The sequence below is a fragment of the Paraburkholderia aspalathi genome (assembly GCF_900116445.1).
GTDB lineage: Bacteria > Pseudomonadota > Gammaproteobacteria > Burkholderiales > Burkholderiaceae > Paraburkholderia > Paraburkholderia aspalathi.
In genome coordinates this window covers 1-24,014 of record NZ_FPBH01000015.1, presented here as the reverse complement: position 1 = coordinate 24,014, position 24,014 = coordinate 1, and the positions used below count along the sequence as shown (strand labels likewise).

At 61.8% G+C, this 24,014-nt stretch carries 24 protein-coding genes; 8 read left to right on the top strand and 16 right to left on the bottom strand.

Annotated features, from left to right (window positions below; translation table 11 throughout):
* Nucleotides 1-66: 66 nt before the first annotated feature.
* The 8 genes from BM438_RS22250 (at nucleotide 67) to BM438_RS22215 (ending at nucleotide 8,796) form a co-directional block, all read left to right on the top strand.
* Nucleotides 67-2,451: a TonB-dependent receptor gene (locus BM438_RS22250; RefSeq protein ID WP_093637868.1), complete on the top strand. Its 2,385-nt coding sequence runs from the start codon at nucleotides 67-69 to the stop codon at nucleotides 2,449-2,451.
* A 99-nt stretch (nucleotides 2,452-2,550) separates the two neighbouring features.
* Nucleotides 2,551-4,002, top strand: coding sequence for a PepSY-associated TM helix domain-containing protein (locus BM438_RS22245; protein ID WP_093637865.1), 1,452 nt, complete (start codon nucleotides 2,551-2,553; stop codon nucleotides 4,000-4,002).
* A gap of 36 nt (nucleotides 4,003-4,038) precedes the next feature.
* Nucleotides 4,039-4,488, top strand: a complete 450-nt coding sequence (locus tag BM438_RS22240; protein ID WP_093637862.1) for a copper chaperone PCu(A)C — start codon at nucleotides 4,039-4,041, stop codon at nucleotides 4,486-4,488.
* A gap of 159 nt (nucleotides 4,489-4,647) precedes the next feature.
* Nucleotides 4,648-4,911, top strand: a complete 264-nt coding sequence (locus tag BM438_RS22235; RefSeq protein ID WP_236078141.1) for a BufA1 family periplasmic bufferin-type metallophore — start codon at nucleotides 4,648-4,650, stop codon at nucleotides 4,909-4,911.
* Between the two features lie 34 nt (nucleotides 4,912-4,945).
* Nucleotides 4,946-5,845, top strand: coding sequence for an MNIO family bufferin maturase (bufB, locus tag BM438_RS22230; protein ID WP_208620690.1), 900 nt, complete (start codon nucleotides 4,946-4,948; stop codon nucleotides 5,843-5,845).
* Entirely contained in the window at nucleotides 5,829-6,680 is an 852-nt protein-coding gene (locus tag BM438_RS22225) for an HvfC/BufC N-terminal domain-containing protein (RefSeq protein WP_167378433.1), read from the top strand. Before bufB ends, BM438_RS22225 begins: the two co-directional genes overlap by 17 nt.
* Before the next feature lie 146 nt (nucleotides 6,681-6,826).
* Nucleotides 6,827-7,621 carry a DeoR/GlpR family DNA-binding transcription regulator gene (locus BM438_RS22220; RefSeq protein ID WP_093638246.1) on the top strand — a complete coding sequence of 265 codons (795 nt, stop codon included), beginning with the start codon at nucleotides 6,827-6,829 and terminating at the stop codon, nucleotides 7,619-7,621.
* A complete protein-coding gene (locus tag BM438_RS22215; RefSeq protein ID WP_093637853.1) occupies nucleotides 7,618-8,796 on the top strand; it encodes an MFS transporter in 1,179 nt (392 codons plus the stop codon). The genes BM438_RS22220 and BM438_RS22215 overlap by 4 nt, the downstream gene beginning before the upstream one ends.
* Here BM438_RS22215 and BM438_RS22210 read toward each other — a convergent pair.
* The 16 genes from BM438_RS22210 to BM438_RS22135 form a co-directional block, all read right to left on the bottom strand.
* On the bottom strand, nucleotides 8,793-9,422 hold the full coding sequence (locus BM438_RS22210; protein ID WP_244179431.1) for a methyltransferase family protein: 630 nt from the start codon (nucleotides 9,420-9,422) through the stop codon (nucleotides 8,793-8,795). The genes BM438_RS22215 and BM438_RS22210 overlap by 4 nt on opposite strands.
* Nucleotides 9,423-9,516: 94 nt before the next feature.
* Complete coding sequence (locus BM438_RS22205) at nucleotides 9,517-10,854, bottom strand: vWA domain-containing protein (protein WP_093637846.1); 1,338 nt, start codon at nucleotides 10,852-10,854, stop codon at nucleotides 9,517-9,519.
* Nucleotides 10,855-10,903: 49 nt separating this feature from the next.
* Nucleotides 10,904-11,536, bottom strand: coding sequence for a TadE/TadG family type IV pilus assembly protein (locus tag BM438_RS22200; RefSeq protein ID WP_093637843.1), 633 nt, complete (start codon nucleotides 11,534-11,536; stop codon nucleotides 10,904-10,906).
* Between the two features lies 1 nt (nucleotide 11,537).
* On the bottom strand, nucleotides 11,538-12,053 hold the full coding sequence (locus tag BM438_RS22195) for a TadE/TadG family type IV pilus assembly protein (protein ID WP_093637840.1): 516 nt from the start codon (nucleotides 12,051-12,053) through the stop codon (nucleotides 11,538-11,540).
* Nucleotides 12,050-12,916, bottom strand: coding sequence for a sterol desaturase family protein (locus tag BM438_RS22190; protein ID WP_093637837.1), 867 nt, complete (start codon nucleotides 12,914-12,916; stop codon nucleotides 12,050-12,052). The genes BM438_RS22195 and BM438_RS22190 overlap by 4 nt, the downstream gene beginning before the upstream one ends.
* A 34-nt stretch (nucleotides 12,917-12,950) precedes the next feature.
* Nucleotides 12,951-13,919, bottom strand: a complete 969-nt coding sequence (locus BM438_RS22185; protein ID WP_093637834.1) for a type II secretion system F family protein — start codon at nucleotides 13,917-13,919, stop codon at nucleotides 12,951-12,953.
* A 52-nt stretch (nucleotides 13,920-13,971) separates the two neighbouring features.
* Complete coding sequence (locus tag BM438_RS22180; RefSeq protein ID WP_093637831.1) at nucleotides 13,972-14,949, bottom strand: type II secretion system F family protein; 978 nt, start codon at nucleotides 14,947-14,949, stop codon at nucleotides 13,972-13,974.
* 34 nt (nucleotides 14,950-14,983) lie between these two features.
* The gene (locus tag BM438_RS22175; RefSeq protein WP_093637828.1) at nucleotides 14,984-16,369 is read right to left on the bottom strand and encodes a TadA family conjugal transfer-associated ATPase; all 1,386 of its coding nucleotides are present in this window, start codon (nucleotides 16,367-16,369) and stop codon (nucleotides 14,984-14,986) included.
* Nucleotides 16,370-16,425: 56 nt separating this feature from the next.
* Nucleotides 16,426-17,655: a CpaE/TadZ family protein gene (locus tag BM438_RS22170; RefSeq protein WP_093637825.1), complete on the bottom strand. Its 1,230-nt coding sequence runs from the start codon at nucleotides 17,653-17,655 to the stop codon at nucleotides 16,426-16,428.
* Between the two features lie 46 nt (nucleotides 17,656-17,701).
* Complete coding sequence (locus tag BM438_RS22165; protein ID WP_093637822.1) at nucleotides 17,702-17,995, bottom strand: hypothetical protein; 294 nt, start codon at nucleotides 17,993-17,995, stop codon at nucleotides 17,702-17,704.
* 23 nt (nucleotides 17,996-18,018) lie between these two features.
* Nucleotides 18,019-20,037, bottom strand: a complete 2,019-nt coding sequence (locus BM438_RS22160; RefSeq protein WP_244179430.1) for a type II and III secretion system protein family protein — start codon at nucleotides 20,035-20,037, stop codon at nucleotides 18,019-18,021.
* Between the two features lie 89 nt (nucleotides 20,038-20,126).
* On the bottom strand, nucleotides 20,127-20,960 hold the full coding sequence (gene cpaB, locus BM438_RS22155) for a Flp pilus assembly protein CpaB (protein WP_093637818.1): 834 nt from the start codon (nucleotides 20,958-20,960) through the stop codon (nucleotides 20,127-20,129).
* A gap of 34 nt (nucleotides 20,961-20,994) precedes the next feature.
* Nucleotides 20,995-21,531, bottom strand: a complete 537-nt coding sequence (locus tag BM438_RS22150) for an A24 family peptidase (protein ID WP_093637815.1) — start codon at nucleotides 21,529-21,531, stop codon at nucleotides 20,995-20,997.
* A gap of 135 nt (nucleotides 21,532-21,666) precedes the next feature.
* Nucleotides 21,667-21,846, bottom strand: coding sequence for a Flp family type IVb pilin (locus BM438_RS22145; protein WP_093637811.1), 180 nt, complete (start codon nucleotides 21,844-21,846; stop codon nucleotides 21,667-21,669).
* A gap of 1,065 nt (nucleotides 21,847-22,911) precedes the next feature.
* Entirely contained in the window at nucleotides 22,912-23,625 is a 714-nt protein-coding gene (locus tag BM438_RS22140; protein ID WP_093637808.1) for an OmpA family protein, read from the bottom strand.
* Nucleotides 23,626-23,750: 125 nt separating this feature from the next.
* Nucleotides 23,751-24,014, bottom strand: a 264-nt coding sequence (locus BM438_RS22135; RefSeq protein WP_208620689.1) for a MotA/TolQ/ExbB proton channel family protein, incomplete at its 5' end; no start/stop codon positions are given.

Below are 24,014 nucleotides of genomic sequence, written 5' to 3'. Positions count from 1 at the left end.
TCGCGCATTTGCCGCACCCGCTGAGGGGGCGCGCGATCGCCTGTTCAATGCATCAAGGAAACGTTCATGCTCAACTTCGCTTTGCGAAGGCTGCGTCTTTGCGCCCGCCGCGGCGCCCGGCGCATTCCATCCGGCCGGCTGCCGCTGTCGCATTTCCCGGCTTATTTTTCTGCGCTAGTTCCGGCCTTGGCGCCGGCATTTATCGCCTCCCCGGCTCACGCGGATAGCGCACCCGCCGACGCCACGCTGCCTGCCGTCAGCGTTACCGCCAGTGCCAATTCCGTCGCCAACCCGCGCGCCGTCGACCCTAATCTGCCGGCTTCGGTCGAAACCGTAACGCGCGAACAGTTCGACAACTGGAACGTCGTCAATACCGAAGACGTGTTGAAGTACATGCCGAACCTTGCCGTGCGCAAGCGTTTTATCGGCGATCTGAACTCGATCATCGCCGTACGCGGCACCAGCAATTCGCAGAGCGCACGCGGTCTCGTCTATGCGGACGGCCTCCTGCTCAGTAATCTGCTCGGCAATAGTTATTCGTTTCCGCCGCGCTGGTCGATGGTGTTTCCCGACGAGATCCAGCAGGTCGACGTGATCTACGGGCCGTTTTCCGCGCTCTATCCGGGCAATTCGCTAGGCGCCACGGTGCTCATCAGCACCCGCATGCCGAAGAAGTTCGAAGCCGACGCGGACGTCAAAGCCTTCACCCAGCACTTCAGCCTGTTCGGTGTGAATCAGAATTTCAACGGCAGCGAGGCAAGCGCGTCGATCGGCGATCAGATCGGGAAGTTCTCGTATCGGTTGGGCGTGAATCACCTTGAGAACACGAGCCAGCCGCTGCAATTCGCCACGCTCGCCAAGTCAAATACGCCCGCGAAAGCCGGAGACACACCGGTGACCGGCGCGTACTTCTACAACAACCAGACCAATACGCCGACCGCGGTGCTCGGCGTGAACGGCGAAGGGATCGAACACACGGTACAGGACCAGTTCAAGCTGAAGATGCAGTACGACTTCACGCCGACACTGCAGGCCGCCTTCACACTCGGCTATTGGCACCAGACCTATAACAGCGCGACGTCGAGTTTCCTGCGCGACGCGAACGGCAACCCGGTATACAGCGGCAAGGTCGCGATCGGCGGCTACGAGTACACGATTCCGGCGGCCGCCCTCGCCCCGAGCCTCGGCTACAGCGAGAACTGGTTATACGGGCTCACGCTGAAAACCCGCAACGCCACCGGCTGGAATGGCGAAGCAATCGCTTCGTACTACGACGTCGGCAACAGCGTGGCGCGCACCGCGAATTCGGGCGCGCCGGGCAACGGCCCCGGCACGGTGATCTTCGGCGACGGCACCGGCTGGAAAACGCTCGATCTGCGCACCACCTACACACCCGTCACGCCGCAAGCGGGCCTGACGAGTCATGCGCTGAGCTTCGGCTATCACTACGACAACTATTTCCTCGACAACGAGAGCTACAACACGCTGAACTGGCGCGATGGCGCGGCGACCTCGTTTGCCAATGCTTTCAAGGGCAAGACGCAGACCCAGGCGCTGTACGCCCAGGATGCCTGGCACTTTCTGCCGCGCTGGAAGTTGGTCTACGGCGTACGGTACGAAGACTGGCAAGCCTACGGCGGCTCGCAGGCACTGCCGGGCAAGGTGTTCCCGTATAGCGACGCGAACCAGCATCACTTTTCGCCGAAAGCCTCATTGTCGTTCGATGTCACTGACGATCTGAGCTTGCGCGCATCGATTGGCCGCGCCTATCGGTTTCCGACGGTGGGTGAGATGTTCCAGGGGCAAATCAACGGCTCCTCGATCATCAACAACAATCCGAACCTGAAGCCCGAAGACGATCTCTCGAAGGAGTTGACCGCTGAATGGGCGCACTGGAATGGCGTGTTCCGCTTCTCGCTGTTTCAGGACGACGTGAAGAACACGATCTTCAGTCAGACCGATACGACCGTGATTCCAAATGTGACGAATTTCCAGAACATCGGCAAGGTGCGCTCGCGTGGCGTCGAAACGAGCTACTCGGGACAGGATGTATTCGTGCGTGGTCTCGATCTGCTGGCGAGCGTGGCGTACACGCAGTCGAAGATCATCGCGAATGCGCAGAACCCGGCCACCGTCGGCAAGTACTTCTATCGGATTCCGCTGTGGCGCGCGAATCTCGCCGCGACGTATCACATCGACGAACGCGCAGCGATCACGCTTGCCGCGCGCTACTCCGGCCGTGAATACAACACGCTCACCAATACCGACACGAATCCCGATGTATTCGGCGGCACCAGTTCGTACACGGTGGCGGACGCGAAATTCACGTTCAAGCCGACGAAGCTGAGTGAAGTTGGTATCGGCGTCGACAACCTGTTTGACGCGCGCTACTTCGTCTATCACCCGTATCCGGGCCGCACGTTTTACGTCGAAGCAAAGTTGCGTATGTGAACACGCGATTGGCATGCGCGGTTTGCACTCGTGAGTTGCAAACCAGCGCGTGCATCACTGCGCAAACCGATCGACCCATTTTTGCTTCAGGAGGATTGAATGTCCACCACCACCGCACAACGCGCGACTTCGGCAACAGGCGCAGCGAATGCCGGCTACCGGACGCTCTGGCGCTGGCACTTTTACGCAGGTCTCTTTGTGATGCCGTTTCTGGTCGTGCTTGCGATCACCGGCACGCTGTATTGCTTCCAGCCGCAAATCGAACCGCTGCTTTACCCGCACCGCCTGATCGTCGAACCGCAAGCCACGCCAAGGCTCACTGAAGACGCGTTGCTCGCCAAAGCCCGCGCGGCGATGCCGACCGGTGCGCGCGCGGTGACGGCTCCTATCGCGAGCGCACCGGATCGCAGCACCGAGTTCATTTTTCGCCTCGCCGACGGCGAAAAACAGAGTGTCTATCTGAACCCCTACACCGGCGAAGTATTGGGCACGCTAAGCGTCGAGCGCCGCTTCATGCAGGTGGACCGCATGCTTCACCGCAAGCTGCTGCTCGGCAAACCAGGCGAATTGCTGATGGAGTTGGCCGCGTGCTGGACGCTGGTGATGATCGGCACCGGCATCGCACTCTGGTGGCCGCGCGGGAAGACCACCGCACGTGCTGCGCTGGTGCCGCGTTTCTCGCTGCAGGGACGCGCGCTTTGGAAGAATCTTCACGCCGTGATGGGTATCTGGCTCGCGCTCGGTGCGCTCATCTTCGTGCTGAGCGGTCTGCCGTGGACAGGCTCATGGGGTAAGCAGTTCAAGGCGCTCGCGACCGCCGCCAATCTTGGCGCGCCGCCAGGTTCGTGGGGCGGTTTGCCGTTGCGTTCTGTCCTGCCGGGAGCGCGTGGTGAAACGCAAGCGGCGCACGGCGCTGATCAGGCGAACATGGACTCGATGCCGGGCATGGTGATGGACGATTTGCCGTTGCCGCTCACGCCATGGGCCGTCGGCAACACGCCGGTGCCGCAATCCGCCGATGCACACGCGGCGCAAGCGCTGCCGCTCGGACGCATCGTCGCCCTCGTCGCATCGCTCGGTGTCCAGAGCGGCTACGACATCGTGCTGCCGTCATCCGCTACGGGCGTCTACACCGTCTCGTACTTTCCCGCCGACCCGAAAGACGAGCGCACGCTGTACATCGACCAATACAGCGGCACGGTGCTGAAAGACATCCGCTACGGCGATTACGGCGCGGTGTCGAAAGCCGTGTCGTACGGCACGTCGTTGCATATGGGCCGCTATTTCGGCGTCGCCAATCAGATCCTCTGCGCTGCGATTTCGCTTGGGCTCGCGGCAATGGCCGTGACCGGCTGCGTGATGTGGTGGAAGCGACGCCCGCAGCGCTCGCTCGGCGCACCCTCGCGCGAACGTGCCGCACCGCCGATGCGTGGCTGGAAAACCAGTCTCGTTCTGCTCGGTATCGTCTTTCCGTTGATGGGCGCCACGTTGCTCGCAGTGTGGCTTGCCGATCGCACGATTTTTGGCCGCGCCACGCGGCAAGCTGCTTAACGCTTCATTTCCGCTGTTAAAAACAAGGAACACCTCATGAAGACAACACGCAAACTTCTCCTCGCCGCCTTGCTGTGCGGATCATCCATTCAGGCCTTCGCCGGTGCCGCTGCAGCCGTGAGCGTATCGGACTGCTGGATCCGCGCGTTGCCGGGCGATCTGCCATCGGGTGGCTATTTCAAGGCCAGCAACACGGGTGATCAGCCCGTCAATCTCACCGGTATCAGCACTGACGCTTTCGGCATGGCCATGCTGCATCAGACGCAAAGCCAGGGCAGCACGTCTTCCATGGCGATGGTCCATCAGGTGGCGGTGCCCGCGCACGGCTCGCTCGTCTTTGCTCCGGGCAACTATCACGTGATGCTGGAGCATCCGAAACAGCCGCTCAAGATCGGCACGACGATCCCGCTGGCGTTCTCATTCAGCGACGGCGAGAAAGTCACCGCCTCCTGTGCCGTGAAAAGCGCGAGTACGATGAGCCAGTAACATGCCGGATAATTAATGCGGCAGGCTTAAAATCGGCTTACACATGGCCCGGGCGCTGCGAATCAGGCGCACCGCCTCAGCCCGGAAGCAGCCCATGGCGAAGCGACGGTTGAAATGGTGCGGCGAGCGATCCACCGCCGCTTACTCAGGAGAAGCAAATTGAACTCGAAACTTAGCCGGCCGGCATTGATCGCCGCGGCCCTCGCAGGACTCGCCGCCACCGGCATCAGCGCCGCGCATGCGGACGAGAAGGTTCAGTGCTTTGGCATCGCCAAGGCCGGTCAGAACGACTGTGCGAGCAAGACCGGTGTGCACGGCTGCGCCGGTGAGGCGAAGGTCGACAACGACAAAGGCGACTTCAAGACCGTGCCGAAAGGAACCTGCCAGAAGATGGGCGGCAAGATCGACGAACAGCATTCCTGATGCGGATGCGGCGATCCTGTGCCAGCCGCTGCCAATGATGCATCCCCTCGTCCCTTCTGCCTGCGCGCCGCCCGGCATCGGAATCGGGTTGCGCCATGCCCATTACCGCGACTTCCTCAACGCTATGCCGGCGGTCGACTGGGTCGAGGTGCACAGTGAAAACTATTTCGGCGACGGCGGCTTCGATCTGCACGTGCTCGACACCGTGCGACGCGACCTGTCTGTCAGTTTGCACGGGGTCGGTCTCGGCCTTGGCTCGACGAAGCCACTCGACCTCGCTCACGTTGCGAAGCTCAAACGTCTGATCGAGCGGATCGAGCCGGCTGTCGTCTCCGAACATCTTTGCTGGGGCGCGACGTCGGCCGGCCATCTGAACGATCTTTTGCCGATGCCTTTGACCGAGGCGGCGCTCTCGCTGCTCACTTCGCGTATCAGCGAATTGCAGGACGCGCTCGGCCGGCCGGTTCTACTGGAAAACGTCTCCACTTACGTTCGATTCCGCGACGATCAGTACGGCGAGACTGCATTTCTTGCCGAACTTGCGTCACGCACGGGTTGCGGCGTATTGCTCGACGTAAACAACCTATACGTGAACCAATGCAATCATGGAGAGGACGCCGTCGCGGCCATGAACGCGCTGGCGATCGGCACGATTGGCGAGATTCATCTTGCGGGTCATCGCGTGACGGACGTCGCCGTCATCGACGATCACGGCTCACGTGTCGTCAACGAAGTCTGGGCGCTCTATGAATACGCACTGCAGCGGTTCGGCACGATACCGGCGCTGATCGAGTGGGATACCGATGTACCGGCGTTAAGCGTCTTGCTCGATGAAGCGGATCGCGCACGTGATATTCAGAACACCGTGCACGCCAGGCGATCGGCCCTCAGCCCTTCGAATCAACATGATGCCGGCGATGCGCACGCCGCTTGAGTCACTGCAGCGCATGTTCGCTGAATCGCTGGAGGGCGAACAGCGGCCTGTGCTTTCGCAGCTGCAATGCACGGGGCGCGGAGTCGATCAGGCGCAAGGTCGCGCTGAGAGTCCTGCATACGTCGCGGAACAAACACCTTGCTTTAGCGGCATCAAGCTCACGGGCAATCTGCGCGAGCGCGTCGACCTCTATCGAAGCAGTATTCACGCGAACCGTCGGACTGCACTCACCAGCGCCTATCCCGTCTTGCTGGCGCTAGTCGGCGAAGACTACTTTGCTGCGCTGTCAGCGGCTTACGGAGAAACCCATCCGTCACAGAGCGGCGACCTCAATCGCTTCGGCGCAGCGCTACCGGCTTTCATCGAAACCTACGAACAGGCTCCCCGTTTCCGCTATTTCGCCGATCTCGCGCGTCTCGAATGGTCGCTGCATCTGGCCTACTTTGCCGCGGACGCCAACGTGCTTACGCCTGCAGAATGGGCCGCCATCCGCCCCGAGGATTTGCTCGAAGCGAAACTGGCCGTGCATCCCGCCTGCGCGCTCATCTCGTCGCGCTATGCGATCGCCGATATCTGGGCAGCGCATCAGCCAGGTGGCTCCTTTCCGGCAAATTTCGAGTCACCGACCCATGTACTGGTCGTGCGACCGCAGTGGCAGCCGCAGATACTCGTTCAATGCGCCGCCGCACATGCGGCTTTCGATGCGTTGCAACGTGGAACGACGCTCAACGAAGCGCTCGACTCGGCATTTGCAATCGATGCCGAATTCAATTTCACGTCGCAATGGCGCGCATGGATCGCGGCCTCGGCGATTACAGGCCTCCAGCCCCTTTAAGCAGACCGCCCAGACGGCGCCAACGCCTTAACAACCTGCCAAATCCGTCCCTTCAGAAGAATCTCGACTGCACCGTTGCTCGCCATGCTCGTTTACGTTAAATTATGCTCGATTATGATCGTTTCGCAATCGAGCAAGGTGAAGTCATGCAACGAACGAGGCAGGACGCAGTGGACGGGCTTCTGCCCGAGGAACGGGAGCGGCTGATTCTGGAACGGCTACGGGCGCAGGGCCGCGTATTGGCATCCGAACTCGCGGCTGAACTCCAAACATCTGAACATACGGTCCGCCGTCACTTGCGCGAGCTGGCCGATCAGGGCCATTGCAAACGCGTGTACGGCGGCGCCCTGTTGATCTCGCCTGCCGGCGTAGACGCCTCGGTCCGCATGCACGAAGCCGTGGATCGGAAGGCCTCTCTCGCCGTCGTCGCGGCGTCCATCGTCCGGCCCAAACAGATCATTTTGCTGGACACCGGGTCGACCAACGTCGCGATCGCCGCGGCGCTCCCGGACAACGCGGATCTAACCGTCGTGACGAACTCGCCCGAGGCTTGCGCGCGCCTTCTGAACCGGCCGGGCTTCGACATCATTCTCATCGGCGGGCGCATCGCTCGGCACGCAGCCGGCGCGACTGGCGCCACCGCCCTGCTGCAGATCCAGCAGATCAAAGCCGACCTCTGCTTTCTGGGTGCGTGCGCGTTCGATCCGGACGAAGGAGTCGCCGCGTTCGATGCTGAAGAGGCCGAACTCAAGCGGGCGATGGTGCAGGCCAGCAGCCAGGTCGCCATCGCCGTGACGTCGGAAAAACTGATGACCGCTGCGCCGTTTTACGTCGCGCCGGCGCGCGCCGTGGACCATCTATTCGTCGAAGCGGATGTGACGGCCGCGCGGCGTACCCAACTCGCAGCGGTGTGCGACAACGTGATGGTGGCGCGCTCATGAAAACACTCGTTACTCCGATCAGCACGCCACTCATGAAACCGCTCAAGGAGCGGGTGGCCACCCTCGGCGTGTTTCTCGCCAACGGATTCGGGATCGGCGCCTGGGCAGTCGAAGTGCCGCGTATCAAGGAAAGCCTGTCGCTCAGCGACACTTCGTTGGGGATCGCGTTGTTCGCCTTCGCGCTGGGGGCCATCATCGCGATGCCGTTGGCCGGACAGTTGGCGCCGCGCTTCGGCAGCGGCCGGGCCACCGCGCTGCTCGGCGCTGCGTTTGTCATCGCGCTCCCGCTCCCCGCCTTTGCGCCGAACCTGGCGACACTGGGCATCGTGCTCCTCCTGCTCGGTGCGGCGAACGGCGCGCTCGACGTCTCGATGAACGGCCACGCCAGCACGATCGAAACGCAATGGAAGTCGCCCATCATGTCGTCGTTTCACGCGGCGTGGAGTGCGGGCGGCCTGCTCGGCGCGGCGACGGGCGCCATGTTGCAGAAAAACGGCGTCGGCGTGATCGGCGGTCTCATGCTGCCGGCCGTGTTCATCGCCGTCCTCATGGCCGCTGCCGCGGTGTTGGCGTTGCGTGATCTCGGTCCGCGCGCGGCCGCGTCCTCCAGCGGCTTCGCGTTGCCCAACGCCAAAGTGATGAAGCTTGCGTTGCTCGCGTTCCTTTGCATGATGGTGGAAGGCGCGGTGGCCGACTGGAGCGCGGTGTATTTGCGCGCTACCTTGACCGAAGCGGCCAGCGTCGCGGCGGTCGGCTATTCCGCGTTTGCGTTCTCGATGGCGGCTTGCCGCATCGTCGGCGATGTGTCCGTGCGGCGCTTCGGTTCGAGCAAGGTGATCGGCTTCGGCGGCCTGCTGGCGGCGGCTGGACTCGCGCTGGTGTTGAGCCTGCCCACCGTACTCACGGCTTGCGTGGGCTTTGCCATGGTCGGCGTCGGCCTCGCGAATATCGTCCCGGTGATTTTCAGTGCGGCGGGCCGCTCGACTGAGACGCCGGCTGTCGGTGTTTCGATGGCGGCCACGGCGGGTTATGCCGGCTTTCTGGTGGGGCCGCCGTTGATCGGACTCGGTGCGGGTTTGCTCGGCTTGCGCGTGGCGTTATGCGTGCTCGTCGTGGCTACTATGGTTGTGTGTTTGACGGGTGGGAAAGCGGTGCGTGGGGCGAGTGTTGGTTAGAAGACGCCGGGAATCACGCGATAACGTACCCGCCCCTTGTACGTCCGATAACTTTCGTCAGCCGATAGAAGCTGCTCTTCCCGCACGATCCGTCCGACCTGCAAGGCAAACTGGCAGCCGTACACCAGAAGGTTTTGCAGGCCAAAGTTCACCAGCAGAAAGCCGATGTCGGTGATGAAGTAACCCAGATACATCGGATGACGCACGAAGCGATATGCGCCACGCGATACGACGCCACGGTTCGCCGGCAAGATGCCGAATGAACGGCGCAGCGACGCCTTCGCGAACAGTTGCCAGAGAATCCCCAGCAGTTGCAACGATGCGCCGACCATCTCAGGCACCAGTTGCGCGCCGGGTGCAAGACGCACGGCGAGGAAGTAATACGTGCCGCCCATCGAACAGACGAACGCGAACAGCCGCCAGTCGCGCTTCATCGGCACGCGCGAAAACAGCGAAAGACCGACTGTCACGCACGCGGCCACCACCAGCAGCAGCAACGTGATCCGCGAGGGCGCCGCGCGCCACTGCATGATCGCGGCGTAGGCGAACAGGCTCAGCATCGTCGCGGCGCCAGCCCGTGCTGTGATTTCCACCAGCGCGCGGCGCAAGCCGGTGGACTCGCTCATATCGGCAGCGGATGCTTGAGGCAAAGGTGCCGCGTCCACAGGGCTGGGCGAGAGAGGCAGATCCTGCAAAGATGTCGTCGGTGTCATAGCGCGCTCACTTGGAAATGCGGAGAATTTGCGAGGCCAGTTGCGAAAAGCACGGCTTCAGATCGGCCGGTGTCGCGGCGTAGCAAAACACGCCGACCGGTTGTGCCGGGTTGTAGCAACGTGGCAGAGAATCCGGCGTGTTGGCCATGCATTTGAGAACATCCTCGCCCAGTTCGTTGTCCGGGCCGGCCGGCGCGACGAGTTCGGGTCCATAGCCGAGTGTGAACACATACGTGCCCTCAATACGCGCCTGCGCCGCCATCGCTTCGAGCAGATTGCGCGACGCGCGATTGACGTTCACATACGTGATGTTGCCATTCGGCACAGCGCGCGGTGCGGTCACGGGCCAGATCGGAAAGATCTGTTCGTTGACGTTGTGCGCGTTGTACCACTTCGGCATGGCGGTGACGAGCTTCGTCACGTTGCTCTGGAAGCACGGCGAGCCCAGCGCCTGATTCAGCGCGTTCATGTTGTACAGGCCCGACATCGTCCCCGCGCTATCAGGGCTCGCGATCGTACCGGCCGTGTTATTGCAGCCGCTCTGATTCGTCGTGAAGAACGACGAGAAGCTATTCGGTGCACCGTCCGAGAAGAACACGATCACTCGCAGACTGGACGGTTGCGTGATCACCGTATTCAACTGGTTGCGCGCATTCCAGATCGCTTCAGCTGAATTGGTGCTGCCGTTGAAGGTGTATTTGTTGATATCGGCGTCCATCGCCGTGCGATCGAAGCCGCGTGTATTGCCGTTGAACGGCACATCCACCACGGTGCCGTACGCGAAGTGCATCAGCGCCACGCGATCGTTGGTCACATCGAAATTGTTCAGGAACGCAACCGCATTCGAGCGCACCGCAGCCGGCACGCCGGACGTGTTCAGCGAGCCGGTGTTATCGATCACGAACGCCATATCCAGCGTCTTGCGGATCGCCTGCGACGAGGCACTCACGTTCAGCACCTTGAAGCCGAGCGTCTGCATGAACGTGACTGGCACGCTCGCCTGCGCCGCCATGTCGATCGTGACCGTACCGGCGTTGAACACGATTGACGGCGTTCCTGCCGTCACTGTCGAGCCGAGAAAACCCGCCGGATAATTTGCCGCGAAGAATGCCGTTGCCGCTTGCTGCGCGTTGGCGGTCTGCTCTGTCTGGTTGTTGCCGCGCGTGACTGCCTCGCCGGCGGCGATCACCGCGCCGTCGGTAGCGGCGTCGAGCCGCGCCTTGATCATGTAGCCGAAACCGGAGTCCACCGCGAGCCCGAGAATGCCCAGCAACGCAATCAGCGACACCGCCACGATGATGCTGACCGATCCCTTTTGCCGTTTATGTGCCGCTATTCTTTTCATTGAATCCCCCGACCTGCGCTTTATTATTTTGAGTCAGTACCTGCTTGAATCAGAACACCGTCATCGCATAGAGATTCGGCGAGAGCGCCGGTGTTTTGACGCCGTTGCCCAGATCCAGTGAACCAAGCAGCGGTGTTTGCAAATAAAACGTCTCGACTGCATAGGCGATCTGGCCATCGGAAAGCTTGCCTTGTAGCAGGTTCACCACCGGCGACTTGGCCCCCGCCGCCGGAATGCCGCTGCAACTGCCGCTGCCGTCCGTCGCCCAGCGTGTGCCGCTGTTGCCGCAACTCCACAGTTGGCTCGCCGGGAAATAATTGCCGCCGTTCCAGCGATACTGGGCGACCACGACGCCTGTGCAGTTATTGCCGTTGCTGTCGCAGTTGTTGTTGCCCATGATTTCGGTGATGTAGATCATCCCGTGCGCGTTCATGTCCAGCGGCGGAGTGGTCGAAGTCAACGACGACATGATGGTCTGCATCGGATACGTGAGCGATGCGCGCGACGACAGGCTCGCACCCTCGCGGCTTACGTTGATCAGTATCATCTGCGCCTGAATGTTGCGCGCGATGTCGTAGACGGGCAATGCGAGCGCCACCAGCATCGGCAGCAACAGCGCCATTTCCACGCTGACGATGCCTCTGGTTGCGTGGCGGCCTCTTGGCGAAGAACGGGTGCGCATGTCAGAAGCCCTCGTTACGCATCGTCGCCGCGACGCTGAAACTGAACTGGCCGTTGGCAAAAAACGGCTTGACCAGCGGTGTCAGCAACGGCCAGATGCAATTGATCTGCAACACGACGATGTCGCCCGGATTGCCGAACATGCCAGTGCTGTAACTGGTCTGCGTGTTGTAGGTTTGGGCTGCGCCGTTGATGGTGATCACATAGCTCGGCGAAACGAGCGTGTAGAGTCCCATCGAGCTGTCCTTGATCTCCTGCACGATCGCCAGATAGCGCTGCTGATTGGTTGCGTTCGGATCCAGGTTGCTTTGACCGGTCACCGAGTAACGCGCGCCTTCCCGCACCGCGTACTGCATCGTCAGGTTGACCCACAGCGCAACTCCCAGATCCATCGCAATGCACAACAGCAGGAACAGCACCGGCGCGAGCAATGCGAATTCAATCGTCGCTACGCCGCGCTGCTTGCGCGTATCCCGTCGTGCGGATTCCGCACGAGTAACTTTGCAAGTGGCTTTCATTTCGCCTCCTTGTTCAGGATTGCAATGCGCTCGCCGTCCAATCCGGCGCTGCCGCCGGCCTGCGAGCGGAGCGGCCAGCTCAGCGCGCCCAGCAATGAACGCGGTTGTGCGCCGTCGTCCAGACCGGTGGCGGGCCATTCGTGCTTTGCAGGCACCCATAACGTGCCGAACAGGTGGTCCCACAGCGGCAGCAGTTGTGTGAAGTTGTGATCGAAGTGCTCGGCGCGGATCGAATGATGCAAGCGGTGATACTGCGGATTGTTGACCCAGGTCGTGAAGCGGCCCAGGTCGACGCGCAGGTTCATATGCGCAAAATAATTGCCGAACATGAACACGATGGAACTCACGCCGACAATCCACGGCTCGACTTTGAATAGCACGCCGACCACCGGATAGAGCAGACAGCCCTTGATGAACACTTCGAACCAGTGATGCCGGAACGTCACCGTGACATTGAAATCAGCGGCACTGTGGTGCAGCGAATGCAACTTCCAAAGCACGGGCCACGCGTGCTGCAGGCGGTGAAATGCATATTCCAGCAGATCGATCGTCAATACCACGACCACGATGGAGGCCAATGCGCTCCACCCCTGCGAAGCAAGCACGACCCAGCCGCCACCGAGCGCATTGACCACCGCGACGCTGATCACTGCTGTCAGCGGCCGCATTGTCTCTGCGAGCGCCATATACAGCGCTGCGTAGATGAGGTTAAAGCGCATCCCGGCGCGCGATTGCAGCAACTCGACAGGCCAGCGCCGCTCTAGCGACGCGCCCACAGCCATCATCACCAGTGCGAGCGCGTAGCCGCCCAGCCAGTGAGTGGCGTGGCGAAGCAGTTCAGGAAACGGGCTCGACGCGAACATGTAATTCCCCGGTAGATACGGTGCGCTCGATCGCTCAACCACCCGACATGCCAGCCATGGCCGGGTACAGCTGGCGCACGACCTGGATCGCCGACGGACCGACCAGCACGGCCAGAAGCGTCGGAAAAATAAAAAACATCAGAGGAAAGAGCAGTTTTAATGCGATCTTCGCAGCCTGCTCTTCGGCGCGCAAGCGCCGTTTGGTGCGCAAGTTGTCGGTATAAACGCGTAGCGAATCGCCGACGCTAGTGCCGAAGCGGTCCGCCTGAATCAGCATTGCGGCGAGTGTGTCGATATCATCCACGCCGGTGCGCAGCGACAGATTGCGCAACGCCTTGTCGCGACCCGATCCGGCACGCAATTCCAGCAGCACCATCTCGAACTCGTCCTGCAACGTGTGACTCTTGACGCCGATTTCCTGAGTAACACGCATCATCGCCGCGTCGAGCCCGAGACCCGCTTCCACGCACACGGTCATCAGATCGAGCGCGTCGGGCAAGTCTTCGAACAGCTTGCGCTGGCGGGTTTCGATCAGACGCGTGAGCACCAGATTCGGCAAATAGAAACCGACCGCCGACACCCCCAACTCCGCGAGCAACAGCCAGACCCGCTTGTCAGCGTCGAAACTGTTGGCGAGGAAGATCAGCGCGACGACCGGCAGAACGAGCGCCAGCAGCGTCTTTGCGGCGAAATAGATGGCCGGCGCGGACGGCGTGCGAATGCCCGCATTCGCAAAGCGCAGGCGCAGAGCCGACTTGTCCCAGTCGTCTTTCGGAAGCGAAAGCCTGGCGACACGCTCAGATACCTTGGTGACGGTTTCGACCCAGCTCCTCTCTGCACCGAACTCGTCTTCTGCATCGGCATGGTTCGTGGCGCCGGACTGTCCGACCTTCTCGATGCGCTGTTGCACCGGATCGGATTTCAGCAGCATCATCGCTTTCAGCGCGGCACCGAACACGATCAGGAACATCACCCCTAACATAACGATCTGTTCTGTTCTCATGGTCTGCGGGCAGAACCCGCGCTCCTCTTTCCGAATCTTTGGGACCGGCGGTCTAAATATGAATGCGCACGACTTTGCGCATCCACAAGATGCCGAACAGCATCATCGTGATTGCGATACCGGCGAGTTGCACACCCGCCGGGTCTTTCCAGAACACAGTGATGTAACCTGGATTGAGGACCGATAGCAGGCCGAGAATCGCGAACGGCAGGACGCCGAGCACCCATGCCGACAACCGCCCTTCAGCCGACAGCACCCGCACCTTGCCGAGCAGCTTCAACCGCTCGCGAATGATGCCGGCGATGCAGCCGAGAATCTCCGCCAGATTGCCGCCCGCTTCACGCTGAATCAGCACGGCGATCACGAAGTAGCGTAGATCTTCGACCGGTACGCGATTCACCATGTTCAGGAGCGCGTCGTTCATCGACACGCCATAGTTGATCTCGTCGAACGCCAGCGCGAATTCGCCTCCGAGCGGGTCGGGCAGTTCTTCGCCGACCATGCCGAGCGCGGCAGGAAACGAGTGGCCCGCACGCAGTGCACGAGCAATCAGGTCGGCTGCGTCGGGCAACTGGCGTTCGAGTTGCAACACGCGCTTCGCGCGCTTGCGGCGCAGGATCATCATGGGCAGCAGGCTCAGCACCCCTGCCAGAACCGCCATCACCACGGCGGGCACCTGCATCAGGAAACCCAGCACGGCGCCGGCGACGGCACACAACAGCGTATAGGTGGCAAACCGCGCCACTGACCAGCGCATCCCTGCCTGCTGCAACTGCCGGTCCAGCGTATGTACACGCGGCACACGCAGCAGTAGCCGCGTGACAAACGGCGATTCGCTGAGGAGGCGCTGCTTGAGGATCGACATTTGCTCTTTGCCGACATTACCGCCCGCCGAAAGTGCGCGAAGGCGCTCGTCCATGCGCTTCACGGCCGTGCCGTGACGACTGTTCCAGAACAGATAGACGGCTTCGATCAGCAGCACGATCGCAAGAAACGCCAGCACCGCAAAACCGATAAACGAAGTGTTCATATCCGCCTCCCTGAAGCCATTGTGTTAGGCATGCTCACACCTCGAAGCGCCGTGCCGGATCGAACATCTGGTCCGGCAACGCAATGCCGAAACCCGCCAGCCGCTCGCAGAACTTCGGCCGTACGCCGGTCGCGCAGAAATGCCCTTTGATCATGCCGTTTTCGTCGACGCCGGTCCGCTTGAACGTGAAGATTTCCTGCATGTTGATGATGTCGCCTTCCATGCCGGTGATTTCCTGAATGCTCATCAGCTTGCGGCGGCCGTCGGTCAAACGCGAGGCCTGCACCACTACCGTGATCGCCGATGCGATCTGCTGGCGCACCGCCTTGATTGGCATCGTCAGACCCGCCATGCTCACCATATTCTCGAGCCGCGTCAACGCATCGCGTGGCGTGTTCGCGTGCAGCGTCGCCATTGATCCTTCGTGGCCGGTGTTCATTGCATGCAGCATGTCGAGCGCTTCGGCGCCGCGAACTTCGCCGAGCACGATGCGGTCGGGGCGCATCCGCAACGCGTTGCGTACCAGTGAGCGCTGCGAGATTTCACCTTTGCCTTCGATATTCGGTGGCCGCGTCTCGAGTCGCAGCACGTGTTGCTGGCGCATCTGCAGCTCTGCGGCATCTTCGATCGTAACGACGCGCTCATCTTCAGGAATGAAGCCGGAGAGCAGATTGAGCAACGTCGTCTTCCCGCTGCCCGTGCCGCCCGAAATCAGTACGTTCAGCTTCGATTTGATGAGCGCTTCGAGCAATTGCGCCATCGCGGGCGTAAAGCTCTGGTTGTCAATCATGTCGGCAACCGTCAGCGGATTCACGGCGAAGCGGCGAATCGACACCAGCGGACCGTCGATCGCCGACGGCGGAATGATCGCGTTGACGCGAGAACCGTCGGGCAAACGCGCGTCGACCATCGGCGTGGATTCGTCGATCCGGCGACCCACCCGCGAGACGATGCGCTCGATGATCTTCATCAGATGCGCGTCGTCGTAGAAGGTCACGTCCGTGTGTTCGAGGCGGCCACGCCGCTCCACGTACACGTGCTGCGACGTGTTGACGAGAATGTCGGAGACGGTCGGGTCGCTGAGCAGCGGTTCGAGCGGGCCGAGCCCAACCATTTCGTCGTGAACGTCCTGCGCGAGACGGCGGCGCTCGAGCTCGTTCATGGGAATCTTGTCTTCCTCGAGGATCCGCTCCACCAGTTGCGCGAGTTCGCGCTTGATCTGCTCGGGCGACAGGCGTTGCAGCTTGTCGAGTTCGACCCGGTCGATGATCGCCTGATGAACGTTCATCTTGAGTTGCTGGTACGCGCGCCGTGCCGCAAGGCTTTCGGCCGCAACGCCCGCTGCTGCCGCGGTGCTTCCGCTGCTGCCGTCGAACGGCATGGTGACGTTTTGCATCATTAACTGTTCGCGCAATGACATGGTGCTCTCCGCTTTTCTTTTCGATGGCAACCGGACTCAGTCGGACCTTGCCAGGTTCAATGTCCGGCCTTCAGTTGCGGCGGCGATTTCGAAGCATTCGACGCATTAGAAGCATTCGTCCTGCTTGCGAACAGACGCCCAAGCACACTCTTGCGCGACCTGACAGGCTGCGGCCAGAGCATCTCGGCCAGTAGCGTGATGCCGTGTGCAAGCGCACTGCCTTTCGCCGACGTCACCAGCGGCACACCATGGTTCAGCGCTTCAGTCGCCTGTTTCTCGTCGCGCGGCAGATGGTGTGCGATCTTCGCGTTGAGCGTTGCTTCGAGCGTCGCGAGATCGATCCGCGCCTTTTTGTCGTACTGGTTGACGATCACCTTCACCTTGCTCGCTGGATAACCGAGCTCCTTGAAGATGTCGAGCATGCGGCGGCCAGCATGCAGATACAGGATGTTCTGCCGCACCACCATCCAGATAGAGTCGCTGTGATCGAGCGCGTGAATCGCCAACGGATTGATGTTCTGGCCGACGTCGATCAACACCGCATCGTATTGCTCGCGCACCAGCGTCAGAATCCGCTCCAGATGCGCGGCTCGCAGCTCGCCCGATTTGACCGGATCGCCCGCGCCGGCCAGTACGTCGAGATTCGCGTGCACGTGCATTACGCAAGCTTCGAAGAGCGCCACGTCGAGGCGATCGATCTGCGCACACAGGTCGGCCAGCGTCGCGGGCGGCGGCTTGTCGGCCACCAGCAGGCTCGCGTCGGCGAACTGCTGGTTCAGATCGATCAACAGAACGCGTTTGTCGCGCGACGCGGCGAGTGTGTAGGCGAGATTCACGGCGATCAACGTGGTGCCGCTGCCGCCCTTGCACGATGTGAATGACACCACACGGCCGTCGCGCCGCACGCCGGCGGTTTTCTTCGCCGAGATATGCGCGAGCGCATCGCCGATTTCGCGTTCGTCGAGCGGCCAGGAAAGCACGTGCCGCACGCCCACGCGCATCGCCGCCATCAGGAGCGTGGTCGACGGTGCGGGCGTCACCAGCATGCAGTGCAGATTCGGCGTATGGGACAGCGCCTCTTCCACGCCACCCAGTTCGCGTGGCGTCAGCTCGGCATCGTCGACGATCAGCAGATCCGCGCTCTTGATCGCCGCGGCATGCACGCGCAACTGCTTCGCGGTGCCGTGCAGCGTACGCAGACGGAACGCAACGTCGCTAGCTTCGAGACGCGCTGCGATGTGCGGCGCGCGCTCCGCGCTGGACGAAATCAGGAGAATGTCGATCATGGTGTGTCTCCGCTGGCTCGAGCCCGAGCCGCCTGGCCGCGCTGTTTCAATAGCTGCTCGATGAGCCGACGCCGATCGTGAGGCTGTTGGCCGGTGGGGGCGGCGCCGTGAACGATTTGGCATAGCTCTTCTGTGCCGCTGCCGCCGCATTACCGTCGATGCCCGCAACCGGATCGGTATTGGCCGAGGCTTGCGGGTTGAGTGTCTGCATTTCCTTGATCTGGTTGACTGAGTCGCCGAACGTCGCGTCCCAGTGCGGCGTCGAAGTCAGGCAACCGGCGAGCGCAACGCTCAGGCCGGCGCATAAGGCTGCGCGGATCAGTGTCTTGGTGGATGTCATGTCGGTCTCCGATGGGCCGCGATTCAGCGCGCGGCGTGTGAGTCGGCGCCGGCCGCCGATGCCTGGCTGACGAGAGCGGCGTCGTGGGCCGGGTCGGGCTTCACGGCGGTGAGTTGCTGCGACGCGCCGCCAGCCGTTGCCGTCGATGAGCGGGCCGGGGTGGTCGCGGCCACCGGAGCCGGCGTACGATCGTCCTGGCCGGGCTTGGGTTGCGTGGGTGGCAACGGTTGCGTGGACGTAGCCGGCGTTGCGACAGGCGTAGTCACGACCGGTGTCTGGCTGATTGCCGCGGGCATGTCAGGCGCGGCCGGTGTCGAGGGGGCGTTCGGCGAATTCGGTGCAACCGGTGCCGTGGCCCCTGCTGCTGGCGCGGCGCGCTTCGTGCCCTCCATATGGCCTGTCAGATACACGTTCCCTTCGTTGGCGTCGCTGAAACCGTCGGTCGGCAGCGGATAGTGCTGCGGCAGCGGCTTGGCGAGACGCGGTGTCACGACGAACACCAGTTCGGTCTTGTCCTGTTCATAGCTGGTGCTGCGAAACAGCGCGCCGAGCACCGGCAGTTCAGCAGCGCCAGGCAGGCCTTTGATCGAGCCCGTCACGTTGCTCTTCAGGAGACCGCCGATCGCGAAGCTCTGACCGTCGAACACCTGCAGCGTGGTCGAGGCGCGCCGCGTCGTGATCAAAGGCAGAATCGAGGTCGTGTTCGAGTTGCCGGCGGTGACCACCACACCGGTCGACGACAGCTCTGACACTTCCGGCGACACCTTGAGATTGATACGGCCACCTTCGAGCACCGTCGGCGTGAAGGTTAGCCCGACACCGTATTGTTCTTCCTGCAACACGATCGTCGTGCCGCCAGCGCCGTTGCTTTGCGGTACCGGAATGTAGACCTTGCCGCCCGCGAGAAAGCTCGCTTCCTGGCCGCTGATCGCCATCAGATTCGGCTCCGCGAGGATCTTCACGAGCTGATCGGTTTTCTGCGCATCGACCGCGAGGTTGAGCGGGAGATTGTTCGCCTTCGAGGCAGTCAGCGCGCTCAACCCGCCAGACAGGTAATTCGCCAGCAAGCCGAAACTCCAGCTGCCGATGCCGCCCTGGATGTTGGCCGCGACACCGAGTTGGTCGATCAGCGTCTTCGAGACTTCGGCGACCTTCACTTCGAGCATGACCTGCTGCGGTGCAGCCACATGCATCATGTTGATGATGCGCTCGCCACTCCCGCCACCGAGCGCCGGCGCCGGCGCTGATGCGCCCATCGCGCGCGGCGCCGCACCGATCGGCAACGGACCGCTTCCCATCTGCGCACCGCCTTGCAACGCGGTGGTCGGCCGGGCCACGAAGGCGCGCGCCAGTTCCATCACGCGCTCGGCCTTCACAGCATCGGTGACCGTGCCGGTCAGCACCAGCGTATCGGCGGCTGTTTTGACCTGGATGCCGGTTTCCTCCGGCATCAGCGCGGCGAGCGTCTGCTGCAGGCCGCCCGGGTCCGCGCCGACGCTCACGTCGATGATCGTGCAGGAGCCGCTGCGGCCTTGCACGATCATGTTGGTGGTGCCGACGTCCGAGCCGAGCAGATAAAGCGTTTGCGGCGACACCAGCATCGCCTGCACGATTGACGGATTGCCGACGGTGCGACTGCGCACGGGTTCGCGCACATCGACCATCGCGGATTTGCCAACCGGGATCGTCACTGAGGTATGTTCCGCAACCGGGCCACTGCAGTTGGGTCCGCGACTGGCCTGCGCCGCGCCGCCGGAAGAGGCGCCGCCGCTCATGCCCGTTGCCGCGATGGTCAGATGCACGGCTCCGTTTGACGCCACGGTGAGCGGCATATCCGGCAGACCCGGCACATTGGCGGCCGCATTCTGTCCGGCCGCTTGCGCGACCGGTAGCATCGACAGATACAGTCCGACCACCACGCAGGTGCAGGCTTCAGCGATCCGGGTCCGGCCGCGAGGTGAGCGCGAATGCAATCCGCGTGATTCACCTGGGCCAAGCGGGTCCTGCGGCGCGCGAGCGCGCTGATTCGTTCTGGCGTTCATGTCCTACCCCCGTTATGTGCCGCTTTTTTGACGCGCTGAACTTGGAGGTCAGTCACGCATATCGGTCACGGCTTGCAGGCTAAGGCCTGTCAAAAGCATTCTTGTCTTGCGTCGGCGCCGTCGAGCACACGGACACAGTTGCCCGGCGCGCGCACCGCCACTTTCCGTACGATGTGCACCGGTTTCGGTTCAGACGCGGCGACTACTGCAACCGGCATCTTGAGCAGCGTTGCCTTGGTCGCGCCGGCGGTGTCGATCGCCTGCGGGTCGATCTGGTTGCGCAACACCAGTGAGAGCGTGCCGATGCTGCGCGCCAGGTCGATTTTCTCGGCCTGTTCCGGCGACACTTCGAGCGTCACCGCATCGACCACCTTCGGCTTGGTTTCGTCGCGGCCCACTTCCTGTGCGACGGCCAGCACGAGAATCTTTTCGAGTACGATCTTCGAAATGTTCTGATCGCGCTGCGTACCGGGATCGCGATTGTCTTTCTGCGTGTTGACGATGATGTCGACGTAGTTACCCGGCAGCGCGAAGCCCGCTACGCCGATCACGTCGTTCACCCGCACCGTGATGGCCCGCTTGCCTTCGCCGATGACTGCCGACAGGCCGCCGAGCGTGCCAACCGGTGTCAGCTTCGCGTCGACAATCGGTTCACCGTGCAAGAGGCTTTCCTTTATCACGCGGCCGTCGAGTTTCCGGACGTCGGTGAACGCGCCGGGCGGCACGCTGTCCGACGGCCATTCGGCGACCTTGAGGAAGTCTGGTCCAATCCGCTGACCGAGATTGATATCGGTTGCGGCCACCACGATTCTGGTCGTGGCATTCGACGCCTGCGAAGCCATCCAGCGCGAGGCAAACACCACCGCGGTGAGACCGGCCAGCGTCGCGATCAGCAGCATCGTTACAGCGCGCGCGTTTTTCATTTTCAACCCCCGATTTTTTGCCTGCGGGTCTGCGTCACACGCTGTAGAACAACACGAGTGCGCTACCTATTGCTATGGCCACTCCGTACGGCATGGTCCCCGTCGCACTACTCTCAGCCACACTGCCCAGCCGTTGCTTTGTGCCGTTTCCCGGCGTCGTGCAACTGATCAGCAATGCCGCCACCCCGCTCAGTCCGACGCGCATCTGGCGCCGCCGGAGCAATATTGCAAGCGACCCGATTCCGCCAATCACACAGGTCGCCAAACCTATTTCGAGTGCGCCGTAAGCGCCGCAGAAAGCACCGATCGCCGCCATCAGCTTCACGTCGCCCGCACCCATCAGCCGCATCGCGTAGCCCGGCAAAAATATCGCACCACCTACGAGCATGCCGCCCAACCACATCTGCATCCCGTCGATACCGCCCTGCGTAAACCACTGCACGGGTATCGCCACGATCAATCCTGTCGCTACCAACCAGTTAGGAATCCGGCGCGTTTGCAAGTCCCACAAGGCGACCAGCAACACCAACGTCATTACGCACGGTCCAACCGGAAAAGGAACCCCGTTCATTGTCTGCTCCGTTTCAAGGATCGAATTGCCCTTCTGGAGTCGCTTCTTTTAAGCACCGAGCCGCCGCTACCCTATCTCGAAGGACCGTCGAGACAGGGCGGGCGATCGGTTTTGCGCCTGAGGCTGCGAAGTGCGTCAGGCCGCGGCGGCAGTGGCCAACTTGTTCGAAATGGTGGTGAACACTGCTTTCAGGTTCGTACCCATTGTCGTCACAATCGCAATGATCGCCACCGCAATCAGCCCGGCCAGCAGGCCATATTCGATCGCTGCAACACCGTCTTCTTCGCGCAGAAATTGTTGGATCGTGTTCTTCATGCTAACCCCCGTAAGAGTGAAAGTTGACTTCGATTTGTGCCGCGTCAGTTGCCTGAAAACAGGTCCACCGGTGCGGCGTTGAGGTCCGTCCACAGAGACGGAAAAAGTGGCGAGGTCAGCGCTTCACGTCGTCCCGGTCACGAATCGTCGATACCCCGTATCGATCGTTCGCGCCGTGCTTTATCGACATCCGTTTTTCGTTGGCCCCGCCGCACCCCGTAAAGCGCGTTGAACTCCCCGACGCGTTCTACGAAGACTGTTGCTGCTGCCGGGATTTTTTTCTGCTGCTTCTGCTCGTTTGCTGCTTCCCGGCTGCAACGTGTTTCGCTTTGTGACTCCCTTATTGCACGCGCTGTGCCATGTGCCCTCAAAACCTTGCTGGGCGGTGATGAGCGATTCGGTGCAGCCCGCAGAAGGGAGTTCGCATCACGCGATGATTCGTGTTTGATACGCCGTGAGCGGCCGTGGCGGCGGGTTGCCGCGATGCGCCACGCGTGATTTCTGGAGGGTGGGGAAACCCGCAGCCACGATGACTGGCAATGGTTTGACGAATGCCCAGGTCAAAAATGCCGGGTCTCAACACACAAAAGTAGCTTTTACAGGTCGTGGACCAGTGTGTCGCAAGCTTGAGACAGCAAGCGGTCGTTCTGGCGGACAGGTTGCGAGATTGACGCGCCTGCACCTGCATCGCTATGTGTGCTGGCCCGCACTACGGGGATTGACGGAGGATTTATGAATCGCTTGAACGTGGGACAGGCTGGCTGCCGCACGAATTTTTTTGCGTGGCGTAAGCGATGCACTCGCTTCGCCTCGCACTAAACGCAGCGCCTTGCTGGTGGCGCGTCACGCGGCGAAAAGGTGCGTTTCAAACGATGGGGTTTTGCGGACGGTGGATAAAAAACTTCGTACCTGGCGCGTCGCATAGCCTCCTGGATGCTCGCGAAGCACGCGGTGTCCGGCTTAGTTCAGCGCTGAGTAAGATGCGGCAAGAAATGGCCGGTTTTGATTCATGTGGACCGTAGAGAGATCCGTGTTGACGCGCAGCGTACTCACGCTGCTTGCGACTCAATATGCCACGAGGATGGTGACGCGGCGGTTCGCGGCGCGCGCTGCGGCATCGTCGCCGATGATCAGGGGGAAGTTGTCCGCCCTGCCAATGGCGGCCATTCTGTGAGCTTCGATGCCCTTGTCGGCAAAGAATCGAACCACGGCGCCGGCTCGTGCCGACGACAGCTCCCAATTGGACTCGTACTTCGCTGTCGATATCGGCACATTGTCCGTGTGCCCCTCGACGAGGATGTTGTTCTTCGATCGGTCGCGCAGCACCCCTGCGATCTGATCCAGGACGCCGAACGACTCCGGCAACAAGCGCGCGTCGCCCGAGTTGAAGAGAATTTTCGCGTTGATGGCGATTTCCACGCCCTGTGATGCATTCGAAATCGTGATCTGCCGGTTGTCCTGAAGCGGCGCCAGCAAGGCAAGAAGCTGCCGTCTCGCGGCTTCCGGTGCGCCCGGCACTGCTGCCACCGGCGCGTGGGCGGTGCCGGCAGCCGTCGCCGTTTTCACCTCGCGGCGCTCCAGCATCCTGACTTCGAGCTCCCGGTTTTTCGCCAGCTGCAGCGCGTAAAGCGCCAGGAACAGCACCATCAACGTGGTGATGAGGTCCGCGTAGGAAATCAACCAACGCCCGGATTGCGCCTCGCCATCGCCGTCGTCATCGTCGTGCCGATAGCCGGCTTTGTCCGCCGCAAGGCGCTTGTTACCCGAGGAGATTGTCATGCTCGAAACGTGTGCTTCCGAATTGCGTTTGAATGGGCGCGTCGCGCGCTAGCGCCAACCGATCGAGGCCGGCTATCCCGAGTTATCCCAAGGCAATCCCAGGGCAACCCCAGGGCGACCCCTGGTTACCCCAGCAACTCCGCCGATCGCTCCCGGACATCACCCGCGAGCCGGGTTTCGATCGTATGGGGCGACTCCTTGCGCGAAATCGCGAGCAAACCATCGAGATACAAACGTCTGAAGCGCAATTCGCTATCCACCTGCGCCCTGATCTTTCCGTACAAGGGCAGAAAAACCAGATTCGCCAACGCGAGACCGTACAACGTCGCCACAAAGGCGACCGCAATACCTTGCCCGAGTTGCGCCGGCTCGAGCATATGGCCCGTGAC